General features: G+C 70.5%; 7 protein-coding genes. 5 read left to right on the top strand and 2 right to left on the bottom strand.

All coding sequences use genetic code 11. The annotated features are described in order from the left end of the window. Positions 1–77 precede the first annotated feature (77 nt). Both ACGFI8_RS30225 and ACGFI8_RS30220 read left to right on the top strand, forming a co-directional pair. Positions 78–476, top strand: coding sequence for a hypothetical protein (locus ACGFI8_RS30225; protein WP_392810105.1), 399 nt, complete (start codon positions 78–80; stop codon positions 474–476). Further along, positions 473–3019: a hypothetical protein gene (locus ACGFI8_RS30220; protein WP_392810072.1), complete on the top strand. Its 2547-nt coding sequence runs from the start codon at positions 473–475 to the stop codon at positions 3017–3019. The genes ACGFI8_RS30225 and ACGFI8_RS30220 overlap by 4 nt, the downstream gene beginning before the upstream one ends. A 173-nt stretch (positions 3020–3192) precedes the next feature. Here ACGFI8_RS30220 and ACGFI8_RS30215 read toward each other — a convergent pair whose 3' ends face one another. Continuing rightward, a complete protein-coding gene (locus ACGFI8_RS30215; protein WP_392810071.1) occupies positions 3193–4842 on the bottom strand; it encodes a LuxR C-terminal-related transcriptional regulator in 1650 nt (549 codons plus the stop codon). A 526-nt stretch (positions 4843–5368) separates the two neighbouring features. Here ACGFI8_RS30215 and ACGFI8_RS30210 point away from each other — a divergent pair. Continuing rightward, positions 5369–6874 (top strand): NYN domain-containing protein, encoded by a 1506-nt coding sequence (locus ACGFI8_RS30210; RefSeq protein WP_392810068.1) that lies wholly within the window; start codon positions 5369–5371, stop codon positions 6872–6874. A gap of 26 nt (positions 6875–6900) precedes the next feature. Here ACGFI8_RS30210 and ACGFI8_RS30205 read toward each other — a convergent pair whose 3' ends face one another. Beyond that, positions 6901–7506, bottom strand: coding sequence for a hypothetical protein (locus ACGFI8_RS30205; protein WP_392810065.1), 606 nt, complete (start codon positions 7504–7506; stop codon positions 6901–6903). A 151-nt stretch (positions 7507–7657) separates the two neighbouring features. Here ACGFI8_RS30205 and ACGFI8_RS30200 point away from each other — a divergent pair, with 151 nt between their 5' ends. Further along, positions 7658–12064, top strand: coding sequence for a hypothetical protein (locus ACGFI8_RS30200; protein ID WP_392810063.1), 4407 nt, complete (start codon positions 7658–7660; stop codon positions 12062–12064). Then, the gene (locus tag ACGFI8_RS30195) at positions 12046–13572 is read left to right on the top strand and encodes a hypothetical protein (protein WP_392810060.1); all 1527 of its coding nucleotides are present in this window, start codon (positions 12046–12048) and stop codon (positions 13570–13572) included. The genes ACGFI8_RS30200 and ACGFI8_RS30195 overlap by 19 nt, the downstream gene beginning before the upstream one ends. Positions 13573–14600: the final 1028 nt, after the last annotated feature.

Here is a 14600-nt window from a genome sequence, read left to right as displayed (position 1 = left end):
TACGGCGACCCGAGCCGGCTGCGGCTGCTCGTCGGCACCCGGCCGCACCTCGTCGACGTGCTCGGGACGACTTCGCGGTGGTCGCCCTCGACGATCCCCACTACGCCGGACGCGACGATCTCATCGCCTACACGGCGGCCCGGCTCAGCGCGAACGACCACGCGGGTGAGCGTGCGGGCCAACTCGCGGTGCGTATCGCGGACAGTGCCTACCCGTTGTTCCTGGTCGCGCAGCTCACCGTCGACGCGCTCACCGCGCCGAGCGCCGGCGCGTACGACAACGGCCCGCTGCCGACGACAGTCGCGCAGGCCCTCGACACGTACCTGCTGCGCGCGTTCACCCTGACCGACGCCCGCCGTGCACGGACCTGCTGCGGCCTCTGGCTCTCGCACAGGGCGACGGGCTGTCGGCCGGGCCGCTGTGGGCCTCCCTCGCCGGGCGGCTCGCCGGCCGCGACTACGTGCCGGCCGACGTGACGTGGCTGCTGGACCGGGCGCCGGCACTGCTGAGCACCGCCGTCGGGCCGGACGGGCGGCATCGGCACCGGCTGTTCCACGCCGCGTTCGCCGAAAGCGTCAGCCCCGACCCGGCAGCACTCGCCAGTGGGTTCTTCGACGGGCTGCTCGACGCGGTGCCGGTGCGGGCAGACGGGCGGCGGGACTGGACGGCCGCGCCCACATACGTGCGCCGCTACCTCGCCCACCACGCCCAGGAGGCCGACCGGCTCGGCGACCTGCTCGGCGAGGCCGGATACCTGACCGTCGCCGACCCCGGCGACGTCCTGCGGGCCCAGGAGCGTTCCGGGCACGTCCTGGGCCGCGAGATCAGTCACGTGCTGGCCGGGTTCACCGCGCGGCCCCTGCCCGAGGAAGCGGCGGACCGAGCGGCGGCGATCGCGCTGCGTCTGCGATACCGCGGCAGGGACGACCTGGCGGATGAGGTGCTGCGCACCGTGCCGGCCGCGGGATGGCGCCCGCTGTGGTTCCAGGGCCCACCCGCCGGCATCGCCGACTCGCATCAGGGCGCGGTCCGTAGCGTGACCACCTCCGGCACGCTGATCGTATCGTGCGCCGACGACGGCGCGCTGATGGTGCGGCTGTTGACCGACGACGGCTTCGGCCCGGCGACGGTTCTCGACGCGCACGTCGGCGGTGCGACCGCGGTGGCGGACCTGCCCGGCGCCGTCCCGCGGCTCATCACCGGCGGCGTCGACGGCGGTCTTGCGATCTGGGACACCAGCACATGGAGCGTGCTCGCCCGGTTCCCCGGCGCGCACGACGGACCCGTCACCGCGATCGTCCCGGCCGACGACGGGTTCGTCACGGCGGGTGCCGACGGCACAGTGCGCGCCTGGAATCCCGACGATCTCGACGAGGTCAACGAGCCGGCCCGCGCACACATCGGCGGTGTCGTCGGCCTGGTCTGCGCCGCCATCGGCCCCGACGCCGGCGAGATCCTCGTCTCCGCCGGCTGGGACGGCCGGATGACGTTCTGGGATCCGATCGACGGCACCGACCTGGGCTCGTTCGACGACCCGGGCGGCGGTGGGCTGACCGCGTTCGCCCTGCATGCGGTCGACGGCGTCGGCTATGCCATCACCGGCTCGTCGGAGGGGTCCGTCAGCGTCTGGACGATCACGGCCAGACTCGACGAGCCCGTCGGCGACGAGGCCCGGCTCATGCCGATCCGGCCGGTCTTCTCGTGCAACATCAGGACCTTCAACATCACCGGCCGGCCCGCAGTCACCGCCGCGTGCGTGCTCACCGGCCCCGACGGACCCTTGTGGGTGTGCGCCGCCGGTGCGGAGCTCATCGCGGAGCTGTTCGCCGACGACTCGCCACACCTGAGCGTCGGCGGTGTCGAAGGTGTGTCCGCGTTGAGCTCGATCGCCGATCCGCCGCGGGTGCTGGCCGGCGGACACAACGGCACGCTGCGGGCCTGGTCATGCGTGCGTTCGAGGTCGTTGCTCGAGACGAATCATGGACCCGACGTCGGCCTGCCGAACGTTTCCGGCGAGAGGAGCACGACACCGACCACCGTCACGGCCGTCGGCGCCGCGAAAGGTCCGTTCATCGTGGTCGCGCGCGGCGGCAGCGGCGGCTACCAGACGACCATCGAGACGCCCGGCTACGTGACCACCGAGACCACCACTCGCTACGACACCCGCGTGCGGCCCACGGTCACGGTGCTCAGTGCCACCGACGGCATCCCGGCCGGCCCGGAGCGGACGCTCGACGCGCCGGCGGTTCTCGCACTGACCGTCGCACCCGAGCCGGGCGGCTGGAAGATCGCCGCCGTCGGCCGTGACGGGACTTGCCGCAGCTGGCAGACAGGCGCCGCGGAGCTGCGCGAACGCGCACTGCTGCGGCACCCTTTCTGGCACTTGGGGGGCCAGCTGGCCGCGGTCACCGCCGCGCCGACGCCGGCCTTCGTCGCCGTCTCGTACGTGGGCGGGCTGTGGGTCCTCGATGCAGACCGCCGCCGCTCCAGGCGCCGCCGTCGCGTGCCCCGCTCCCACAAGGCGACGGTCCTCGCGACCGGCGTCGTCGGCGGCCGCCCGGTCGTCGCTTCCTGGTCTCCTTCGGAGACTTCGACGGTGTACGTGTGGGAGCTCGCCACCGGCCGGCAACTCGCCCGGCACGTCGACGACCGGATCGTGCGTATCAGCACCCTGGCGATCCGTGATGGCCTCCTCGCGGCGGGCGGCACCGACGGTGCCGTGACCCTGTTCCACCTCGACGACCGCCTCGCACCGCTCGGCACAAACGTCCACAGTGGACACCTTGGTCGCGTCAGTGCCCTATGCGCCCTGAACCTTCCGTCCGGCGCCACCGTTACGGTTTCCGGTGGCCACGACGGCGACCTCCGGTTCTGGCCCCAACCGCGCTCGGGAGAGCACCCGATCGTCGTGTCACTCGGCTCACCTGTGCAATGCGCGTGCCCGGCCGGCCCCGGCATCCTGGTGGTCGGCACCGAGCTGGGCGTGGTCTGCCTGCAGATCGACGGCTCGGCCGCGTAGTCGGCCACATCGATGCCGCTGGCGACTGCCGCGCAGACCGCGTTGCTGCTGGTGCGCACGACCTGCAGGCCGGTCGGCGCGGCCTCACCGCTGGCGTGGGACCGCGTATGACCGTCCGGGTGGGGCCAAGTACGGGCTGTCACAGACAAGAGATCCGGTCGTTGACCGCGTGACTATGCCGTGGTCAGCAGGCCGAGCCGGTGGGCATGCGCGGCCGCCTCGGTACGGGTCGAGACGTTGAGTTTCGCCAGGATGTTCGACACGTGCACGCTGGCGGTCTTGGGGCTGATGTAGAGCGCCGCCGCGATCTGTCCGTTCGAGTGACCCTCGGCGACCAGGCCGAGGACTTCAAGTTCACGATCGGTGAGCCGGATCCGCAGGCTCGGATGGGTGGCGGTGGCGTCGGCCGCGGCGGGGACGTTGCGTAGCCGAGCGCGCCGGGCCAGCGTACGAATGTCGTCGGCGGTCGCGGCGGCGAGCCGTTCGGCCAGCAGCATGCACTCGGCCGCGGTGGCGGAGGTGCGGTCCGCACTGGTCGCCGTGTCCGCCGCCTGTGCCTCGGCGAGCCGGAAGAGGCCGTAGCACAGCGGGTACGCGTCGTCGGCGGCACGCGTCGCGTCGACAGCGCGTTGCCAGGCTGCCACCTCGTCACGGCGGTCCAGACGTGCTGCCTCGGCGTCGACCAGAGCCCGGTACCCGCGCGCGGGCGGCGTGACTATCGGGACGACGCGCGACAGAGCGCACAGCCGGTCGCGCTCGCGTGTGGTGTGAGCGTCGGGTGACGGCGACGCGGCGATGTCGGCCTCGACCCGCATGCCGAGCCAGATCAGCGGCCATACGTAACGGGCGTACGCGCTGGTGGATGGCTCGCCCAGGTCTTGCAGCCGCTGCCGAGCCTCGGTCAGCCGACCGCGGCTGCGTGCCAACTCCGCCTCGATGTAGCGCATCGGCGTGACGAACTGAAACTCGGACCCGTCGCCGAACTGCCGGCGCGCCTCCCGGACGTCGCGCTCGGCGCCCTCCTCGTCGCCCTGCCACAGGTGTATCTCGGCGCGGAGCATCAGCAAAGCGCTGGCGAACGGGCCGCTCGGCTCGTCCGCGAGCGATTCGGTGATGAGGTCGAACGCTTCACGCCACCGTCCCAGACGGATCAGTGGCTCGGCGAGGTTGCCGGTGATGATCGCGCCCCATGAGCTGGCGTGTCCGATGCGGCCTGCCAGGGCCACTCCGGCCCGGGCGATCTCCGCGGCATCGGCGAAGCGGCCGAGCATAGCCAGGGCGTCGGAGAGGTTGGTGTACCCGCGGACCGCCACCCCGGGCAGCCCGTGCTGTTCGGCCAGCTCCAGCCCCTCGCGCAGGGCGGTCGGCTCGCCGGTGCCATCGCCCAGGTACGCGAGCACGCTGCCGAGCGTGATGAGGGCGTCGGCTTGCTGGGCGACGGCGCCGACCTCGGCGGCGACGGCGACCGCCTCCCGCGCCGTGCGGGCGGCGCCTTCCATGTCGTCGGCGCGCATGAGGGAGTTGGCCAGCGACGCCAGCACCACCGCGCGGATAGGTTTCGCCTCCCCGTCGGGAAGCAGCGCCAGCGCGTCCTGGAGTTGCCGGGCCGCCTCGTTGTCACGGCCCAGTGCGCGCAGCATGAAAGCACGGCGCTCCACCAGGTGGGCGCGCCGGGCCGGGTCGAGGCCCAGGTCCGTCTCGGCAAGCACCTGGTCCACAATGGACAGGCCGCGGTTGAGCTCGCCCGCGCCGAACGCCGCCTCCGCGGCCATGATGTGGAGTGCGGTCCAGTCCACGCCGGCGCAGTCGACCGCGTCCGGCACACGCGGCCATATCTGCAGTGCCCGCTCCAGGTGGCGTGACGCTTCGGCGGGAGCGAACGCGGCGGATGCTTGCCTTCCCGCCTGCGACCCCCGCCCCCAACCCAGAAAGCCGATCTCGCGGTGCTGGCGCGAAATCCTGGGTGCCGGGTGCGGCCTGGTGCCTCGGGTTCGTGGGCTTGAGGTGCGTCCGCGGTCGGCTTGACCGACCGCCGCTAGGGTGGTGACGTTGACAGCGCTTCGAGTAACCGCGTAGTATCTCTTGCACAGAGGGCGGTTGGTGGATTGCGACCGATATGTCGGTCACCGAAGCACGATCCAACCACGATCCCCGGTAAGCCTCGATTTAGGTCGAGGCTTACTTGCGTATCTTGAGGATCTTGCGCCTTTCCGGGCGGGTGGTTGGCCGCAGCCGGAATTGGTGCGCCGGAATGCCACCGAGCGGTCAGCCGATTGTACGGTTCCGTGCCGCGACGTCATGCGTAAGGCTTTTCAAACCGGCTGATGCCGCGAAACGGATGGTGCGCAGATGACGATCAATGAAGCGGTGCTGCTCGTCGACTGGCTTAATCTGAGCATTCACCTGAAGAACCAGCGCCTGTCGTTCGGTTCCGAACTGGTTGGCGAGCTGGTGCGTGTGGCGCGGCACGAGTGCGTGCAGCACGGCGGCGCCGAGCTGGTCCGCGCGCATTTCGTCGGCGAGCGGTTCGCGCCCAGCGTCGAGGACGCTATCGAGAACACGCTCATCGCCCGGTTCCACAAGACGCGGACGGCCAAGGAGCAGGCGGATCTCGTGCTCGCGGTCCTAGCCATGGACCACATCCACGCGTCCGGCGGGACGCCGTCGCTGTTCCTGCTCGCCACCGGCGACCAGGACTTCGTCCCGCTCGTCGACCGGATGATCGACGCCCGGGCGCAGGTGATTCTCATCGTCGCCTCCACCCGCACGCTGTCGCCCGAGTACCGGCGCATCGCCGCTCAGCAGAACGTCAAGATGCTGTCGATCACCGACGTGCTCGACATCAAGCCGCTGCCGGAGTCCGATGCCGACGCGGCCGCCACCCGCATTCTCGGCCTCTACCGGGTGTGCCTCGACGGGGGCGTCCTCGGCGGCGACCAGACGCGCAACATCCGCCTGCTGACCGGGTGGGGTCTGCTGCAGCCCGGCGACGAGGAGGTCGAGCACACCGCGTGCATGCAGCAGTTCACCCGGGTTGACAGCCGCAAGGTGGCGGTGCCGGCCAAGCGTGAGACCGGCAACCGTCCCGCGGTGCAGCGGCGCACCACACTGAACTTCGGGCTGGCCGCGGTGCGCGACGTGGTGGAGGACGCCGACTGGGTGCTGCGCCGCACCGGCAACGTGGCCCGGCCGCCGACCGTCGGTGACCTCGGCGTCGGGCGCTTCGCTGACGACGACGGCCGGCGCCTCGGCCGCGTGATCCGCGCCCTGAAGGACGTGGGCTGGCTGCTCGAGCGCTCCGACGGGCGGTTCGAGGCGCGCCTGGAGTGGTCGTCCGACGGGCTGCTTGAGCCGCTGTGGCGGGTCATCTGCGAGGTCAATCGACGGGCGTTCGCCGAACACGCCGAGGGCGTCTCCCGTGACAAGCTCTTCCAGGCGTTGCGCTCCACGCCCATTGCGTACGACACCGACCGCAAGGGCGGCCCGGCGGCCCGGGACGTCATCGAGTACGCCCGGCGTATCGGCGTCATCGATGCCATTCCGAGCGGCGCCGACGGCTACGTCCTGGCGGTGGTGGAGGCGCACCCGGTGGCGCAGTGGATCTCCGGCGGCCTGCGCACCCTCGGCGGTCTGCTGGCGGACCGCATCGGCACCGCTGTACCCGAGCACGAGGTGCTGACGCTGATGCGGGAGCGCGACGAGCACGGCGGCGGGCCGGTCATCTTCGGCTACGACACACGCGATCGGCAGCGATTCCTGCGGGTGCTGCGACGCTCCGGCCTGCTGGAGCGGCCGCCTGGCAACGAGCCATCGGTACGACTCAAGCGCACGCCCTGGCTGGAGCGGATCTCATAGTGGGCCAGGCGGTCACTCCACCGGTGTCACAGCTGGACCGCCCGGCGGAACACCCAGCTGCGCCCCTCGCCGTGCCGTTCCTGGCTTGTGACCACGAAGGTCAGCTCCGCACCCTCCAGCGCGTGAGCCGTCACCACCGGGATGGACTCACTCGCCCCCGCCACCAGCTCGAAGGGGCCGGCGGCGAGGATCTCGACGGCCGCGGGGGAGACCCCGTCGAGGGTCACGGACGCCCGCACGGCTGGGCCACCGCGGTGACCGAGCACCAGCACCCGCCGCTTGACCCATTCGTGGACCGGGGGATTGTTGCGCTGCGATATCTCGGCGAATTCGCGGCCGCCGTCCCGGACCTTGCGCCAGGCGCCCCACTCCCCGCTGTCGGCGAATTCGAGCGTGTACTCCGGAGCATCGCGCAGCGCGCGGTCGCTCTGCTCGGCGGCGAGCTGTCGGCGCAGCAGATTCGCCTGTTCGACCGCCGCGAGAGCCTGGGCCGCGCTCGCGTCGGCCGCCTTTTCCGACAATGCCGCCGCGTGGCGGGCGATGCGCGCCTGCCATATCGCGACCGCGGTGCCGCCGATCGAGGCGAGCAGGCTCGCACCGGCTACGGCGAGGCTCCAATCCTCTATGTTCACGCGGCACATCTAAGCAGCGGGCCTCGACCGGGACAATCATCGGCGCGTGATGACCGATTGCCGGAACGGACTCGGTTGTTCGGCGATGGCGCGGCCTTGCCCGTCACGCCTAGGATCGAATGCCACTTGGCCAGTGCATTCAGGGGGATCGATGGTGGACCTTGATCTCGTCCAGGCGGTTGCGCGGGTCGGCGATTTCGTGCGTGTACAGCAGACGACCGGTCATGAGGTCGCCGGAACGCTCGCCACGCTCAGCATGAGCCACCTCGTCGTCGAGGAGCCTGGCACGGGAGCCAAGCACGCGGTCGCACTGTCCAGCATTATCTCGGTCACCACCGGCGAAGCCCCGGCGGCGCCCGTGGCCCCGGCGGCGCCCGTGGCCCCGGCGGCGCCAGTCCCGGCGCCGCCTCCACCCGCCGCAGCCCGACTGGAGTCGGCCCCGAGGGAGACGCCGTACGTCTTTCCGCGGCTTATCGTGCCGCCGGGCGCGGCGAGCGTCATCGCGCAGCGCCCAGTCTCGGCTCCGGAGTTCGTCGCCTACGCCAATGACGAACTGTTCAACGCCGCCCTGCATCAGACCGCCCTGGACCGGGTCCGGCAGCAGTTCGACTATGCGGTGCGGGTGAAGGAGCTGGACCTGCGTTTCGGCCGCTGCGCCGCTATGGCTGGCGAGCTCGACGGGATCCTGCGGGCAGAGCCCCGCTCGACCTCGGCATTCCGGCTGGCTGGATACCTGCACGGGCTCGCCGACGATGCCGAGGTGGCCAGCGACCGCTACCTGTCCGCGGCACTAATGGCCCCCGACGCGCCGCCCGTCTGGTGGCTCGACACTGCGATCACCGCGCTGCGGGCGGAGCGTACCGAGCTCGGCCAGCACGCCCTGCTGCGCTACCTCGACGGCGTCACGCCGCAGGAGGACGCGGACGCCTGGTGGGCCCTGCTGGCGCTGTCCGGCAAGGCGGGCGCGGCGAACCTGCTGCACCTGGTGCGGGCCGAGGCCGGGGCGGCGCCAGACGTGCGCCGTTCGGTCCTGGAGGCGTGCCACAGCCTGGCCACCGCGGCCGGCGACGTCGCGCTAGCGGAGCAGGCCGCGCGGCTGCTGACGGCCGGTGCCGGGCCCGCCGCCTCGCCGCTGCCGGAGCTGGAGATGCCCCGGCGGGCCGCCGCCGAGCGCGCGCCGGTGACAGCACGGCCGGAGCCGCCGAAGCCGCGGTTCTATCCGGCGCCGGCGTACGTGTCTAAGCCGTCGACGGCCTCCACCACTCGCCGGGGGCGAGAGTTCCGTAACGACTACGACCGGGCGAAGCATCTCGAACAGCGGGCCAAGGACCTCCCTGGCGCGAAGCGGGCCTACCGCGAGGCGATCCGCAAGGACATCAACGCCGCGAGCGCCATCAAGGACCTGGCCTGGCTGACCCGCCGGGTCGACGGCCCGGAGGCCGCGCTGCGCATCATCGAGGATGAGTTCCGCGACCGCATTCCGCCTAGCACCGCCCTCGACCAGATCCTCATCGACTTCTACATGGGCGCCGGGCGCTACGAGGATGCGCTGCGCCTGCTGGAGCCCATGCTCGACACCGACCTGCTGCTCGGCCAGCGCAACGTGGTCCTGCGACGCATCTGCCAGGCCCGGCTCAGCCTGGCCCAGGACGCGACGTCGTTCGCCGAGCAGCTGATGGGCATCGACCCGTCGGATGCCTCAGCCCGCCGCACCTACGCCATCGCCCTCATGCGCCGCGCCGGCAGCGGCGACCTGGACCGGGCCGAGGAGGTGATCGAGCCGCTGCGCAGCAACCAGGACACCCAGGCACTGGAGATTGCCGAGAAGATCCGGCAGATGCGCCAGGGCGGCCACACCGCTGACCTGGACAACCTGGTGCGCAAGCTGTGGGACGTGCGGATCACGGCGATCTCGGACTTCGGCGAGTACATCCTGGACAACTTCGCCGAGGCCGCCGACGGCATCCGCCAGCAGCGCCGGTTCGCCGCCAACGACCTGCGGTACCTGCGCGTGCGGGCGAACGAGGCCCGGGGCAAGCGCAGCCGCGAGCGCTACGACAGCTACATCTCGGCCGCCAAGGTCGAGCTCGAGATATCCGAGGGCAGCGAGCACGACGCGCAGTCGTTCTTCGAGTTCCTGTTCCGCGGGCTCACCGCGCTTGGCGACACGCTACTGCCGACCAACAGCGAGGTCGCCCGGGAGATCTACGCCGAGGCGCTCGACGTGGCCGACCGGCTCGACGAGCGGGCCACGGAGCAGGACTTCTGGAACGCACTCGCGCGTTACATCCGCTCGGTCTTCGACGGTCCGCAGGCGCTGACCGTCGCACACGACCGCGGCGGCAACATCAGCTGGTCGGCCGCGGAGGTCGGCTCGGTGATCGCCCAGGATCTCCGCGACGTGCCAGAGCACGATATCCCGCAGCTGTTCGACGCCGTCGACGAGCTCGCCGCGCGCACGAAGTTTGCCTCGGAGTCGGTGATCCGGGGCATCGAGCACATCCCCGCGCTCGCCGAGCAGTCGCGTCGCCACCTCGCCGAGTACTTCGATTCGACAACGGCCGACGTGGCGGTCGAGCGCATGGTCGACGCCTGGCGCGCGGCCGGCCGGCGCCGCCAGTCGGGCCGCGACGAGATCGAGAAGCAGGTCCGGCTCCTGCACGATCTGGAGATCAGCGAGGTCAGCCTCAACCGCGCCTGCGCCGTGCTGGAAAGCCTGCAGAACGAGCGGACGTTCGCGCTGCAGGTCGACCGGGAGGCGTGCCGCAAGCTGCTGAGCTACTTCTACCTGCTGAAGGAGGCGCTCAAGGAGCCCGGGTTCGAGGAGCGCGAGTTCCGCTACCTGAAGGTGCGCAACGCGTTGAGCGACTTCGCCGAGTCGGTGAAGGAGTCGCCGACCCGTCTGGCGGTGCGCAATCTGCTGCCGATCGCATCGCTGGCGGCCACTCAGATCGAGCGGACACTCGAGCGGCTCTACGCCGACCGAGAGCCGGATCCCCGGCTGTCGCTGGCGCTGGAGGAGTACACCCCGGACGCCGCGGGCCGGATCAACGTGCAGGTGAAGCTGTCCAACGAACCGGGCTGCGCACCGGTCGAGTCGCCGGAGCTTATCGTCAGTCTGGACGGCACCGGCGACGGCATCGAGGTGCTGACTGCGGCGAAGACGGCGGTGCCGACCGTGCGCGGCGGTGAGTCCGCGATCTCGCGGATTCCGGTGGGGCTGAGCAGGGAGCTGGTCGCTTCGGGCGCGTTCAGCCTGCCGATCGCCGTCACCTACCGCACCCGGACCAGGCAGCGCGAGATCAGCGCTCCTCTGGCCGTGCGGCTCACCACCGAGGCCGACTTCGCCGAGATCGCACCCAACCCGTTCGAGGATGGCGCCTCGGGCCGGCCGGTCACCGACCCCGACATGTTCTTCGGCCGCGAGGAGTTGGTCAACCAGATCGTGGCGCTCCTGGTCGGCTCGACCCACCCGGGCGCCGGCGTGGCGATCTACGGTCAGAAACGGGCCGGAAAGTCCTCGATCCGCCTGCACCTGTCCGGCCGACTGCGCAAGAGCGACCGTTTTCTCGTCGTTGACATCGCCAACATCGGGCGGCTCGCCCCGACCAGTATTGATGTTCCGAGCACAGACACCCTGCAGATCCTGTTGTGGCACATCCTTTCCAACGCCGACCGGGTCGTTCGCGAGCAGGAATTCGGCGGGGAGCCGATCGGGTTCCTCCCGGCCGGGCTGACCCGCGACCAGTTCCTGGCCAGCCCGGCCCCGGTCATCGACTTCATCGCGGCCTTCGAGCTTTTCAACGGCGTGGCCGCGACCCGGCCGGGCTGGCGCGACCGCGCCTTTGTCGTGGTGATCGACGAGTTCCAGCTGATCGGCAACTGGATCGCGGAGCGGCGCGTGCCGTCGACGTTCATCCAGGCGCTCAAGGCGGTGCTGGAGCAGCGGCTGTTCCACCTGGTGGTGGTGGGCCTGGACGCCATGCAGTCGTTCATCGACCGGTACGCCAACGAGTTCGGCGTGTTTTCCAAGCGCCGGGTCAACTACCTGGCCCGAGAGTACGCCTTCGCCCTCATGGATCTGCCGATCCGAATCGGCGGGCGCGACGGTCAGTCCCGGTACCGAGAGCGGGCCCAGGAGCAGATCTACAACCTCACCGGCGGCAACCCGTTCTATATCCAGCAGTTCTGCTTTCAGCTGGTCGAGCACATGAACCACTCCAAGGCACCGTTCGTCACAGAGGCCGACGTCGAGCTGGTGCGCGAGCGGCTACTAAACGAGTTCGGCCCTAGCGACTTCGACAACCTGGAGACCAGCGGCGAGTCGTCCACGACTGCGATCGCCGCGGAGACGGTTCGGGAGGCGCTCACCGCCGTGGCGACCGCGGCTCGTGACGGGCGGGCGACGCTCGAAGACGTGGAGCGGCGCTGCAACCTGCCCAATCTCGCCGCGATCCTCAAGGACCTGGAGGCGCGCGAGGTGGTTGTGCAAGAGTCGGGCGGATACCGCATCCTCGTCCGCCTCTACCACGACTGGCTGTGCCGGAGGACCGCGTGACCGGCGTCAACCCGTACCAGAACGTCGGCCGCCCGGCCCGCGGCGAGCGCTTCGTCGGGCGCGAGGACCTCGTCGCGCGGGTCCGCGGCGTGGTGGGGGGCGATCGGCCGTCCAACATGTCAATCATCGGCAACCATCGGACAGGCAAGACCAGCCTGGTGTACCGCAGCCTGATCGACACCGTGCCGGCCCGCCCCGACCTCGCGGTCGTCATGGTCGGCGTCGGTACGCTTAACCGCATCGAGGACGTCTTCCGGCACATCGGCCGCCAGACCGTGCAGGCGCTCGGCGACCGGGTACCGGCCGGCGATCGGCCCGGCGTCCTCTCGATCCTCGCGGAACTGGAGCGTGAGACCGGCTGGTACGGCATCCTCGGCCACTTCATGCACTTGTTCGGCACGATCCGGCGCCGCGACCTCAAGGTGCTCGTAGTGCTCGACGAGTTCGACCGCATCAACCTCACCGGAGCGCAGACCGCGCATTTCCAGCTGCTGCGGGACCTGTGCACGGAGGAGTGGTCGTCGGTCGGCCTCGTCACGGTGTCCCGCCGGCGGGTCAAGACCCTGGAGCTGGACTCCACTGGCGGGTCGTGCCTCGACCAAGTGCTTGCGGTGCGCACCTACACCGAGCTGTTCCGGCCTGCGGAACAAGTGGCCATGCTGCGGCGCGCCGGGGCCGCCGGGGTCGACCTCGAGGCGCTCGCCCGCTCGATCACCGCCCTGACCGGATATCATCCGTACCTGCTGGAGCTGCTCTGCTATGAGCTGGTTGAGGCCGCGCTCACGCACGGCGCGATCGACATCGACGCGGCCTACCGCAACGTCCGTTCGGCCTACGCCGACTTCTTCGCCCGCCTGATCAAGATCATCGATGCGGATCTCGGTGGATCCGGCGTAGACAAGCTCTACCAGGTGGTCGACGGCATCGGCCTCGACGTGTCCGTCGACGATGCCCTCGCCCTCGTCCAGTACGGCTTGGTGGTGGAAGGCCCCGGCAAGTCGCTGATCCCGTTCTCCGACGAGTTTGGCCGCTACCTGCTGTCGATCGCCGACGGCCGCGACTTTCGCAGCCTGTGGCTCGACTGCGAGGTGGGCCTGCGCCGTCTGATCCGCTCGGTGCTCGGGGCCGCCGCGGATGGCGGGGACTACCTGGCGTTGCTGCCCGACTCGATGCGCAAGGTCGTGGGGAAGGCACGCGAGCGGCAGGCCAAGGACGTCGCCGTCGCCGACCTGTTGCTAGACACCGTCGACTATCTCTATCCCGTCGATCTCTTCCAGATCATTGTCGTGCGGTGGGACCTGTTCGGCCCCGTCGTCGGCGAGACCCGCCAGCTCTGGCAGGGTCGCGGCGAGGCGGTGACCCGAGCCCGCAACGAGGTCATGCACATTCGGCCGATCCCGGGCGGCGTGCGGCTGCCGGCCCAGTCCGCGGCCACGGCGATTGTCGAAACGCTACGCCGCCTAGGCCACGTGGAGGCAACCGTCGGCGGCGTCGCGCTGCACCGGTAGCCGCCGTTACCGCTGGTGGACGAGGGTTCGTCGACGAAGACGAGGTGGCGTTGGCGTTGTGCAGCTCGGTGTCCGGGCCGCAACGGCGCCGGGTCGTACTCGATCACCGTGAGCCGAAGCTGCAGACCGCCGCAGAGAAGGCACCACGGTGCCGGTCTCCATCACCTGCGCGATTCCTGCGTTGGTCGCGCACGCCGCAGCAGCAGGCGGCCGACTTGCACCTGCTGATCCAGGCGCTCGGCGCCGGTCCGGTCGACCTATTCGCGAGCAGCGGCGGTGCGGTGACCGCGCTCGAGCTGGTTGCGACCCACCCCGGCGACGTTGTCACGCTGGTGGCGCACGAGCCGCCGATCAACGCCGTGCTTCCCAACGCCGTAGGCGCCAAGCGTGCCCGGGCCGCCTTCCACGAGCCGCATCAGGCCAACGGCTTCGGCGCGGACACGGCCGCGTTCATCGCGATGACGTCCTGGCAGGGCGAGCTGGTCTGTGCAGTCGGCGTCGTAGTCTTTTCGGTACTTTGGGCGCCTCAACCGAGGGCTCACGCCCACGGAGGATGGCGGGGCCTCCGAACGCGGGCGCGCACGGTCGGCGGTAGAAGAGGACGCAGCAGTCTGCTCAGCTTCGGGCAACCGGTCTCGGAGGAGTCAGGAGCAGTCGAACCGGTGATCGTGGGGGCGAGTAGATGCCGCCGACGTCGCCGAGCATCAGTCCTGCCGGGTTCTGGAGCGTCCGCCGCGGATGCTCGTCTGGGCTGTCGAAGCCCCAGCCAGCCATGGCGGCCCGGTCCTCTGGCAGAACCCATCGACGTTCGTCGCCCGGCTGAACTCCCAGCTCGCAACTGTGAGTAGATGCTCCATCCGGGCACCGCACCCGCAGACCGGCCAGTCCGGCGACTGCGTTCAGCCAGGGTGGTCGCCAACCTTGATCCCCGAGGCGACGGCCAGGTCGTGTCGTACTCCCATCCGGTTTCCGCCTGAACCCGACGTACCGATTCCTGGACCTGTGACCGCAGTTCCGCGGCAGGTCGT

Origin of the sequence: Dactylosporangium sp. NPDC048998 (assembly GCF_043197855.1) — a bacterium.
Lineage (GTDB): Bacteria > Actinomycetota > Actinomycetes > Mycobacteriales > Micromonosporaceae > Dactylosporangium.
The sequence above is the reverse complement of the archived record's forward strand: the minus strand, read 5'-3'. Positions and strand labels throughout refer to the sequence as shown.

Coding starts and splice junctions, on each gene's coding strand:
- ACGFI8_RS30210 (WP_392810068.1), top strand. CDS start 5,369: ATGACGATCAATGAAGCGGTGCTGCTCGTCGACTGGCTTAATCTGAGC.
- ACGFI8_RS30200 (WP_392810063.1), top strand. CDS start 7,658: ATGGTGGACCTTGATCTCGTCCAGGCGGTTGCGCGGGTCGGCGATTTC.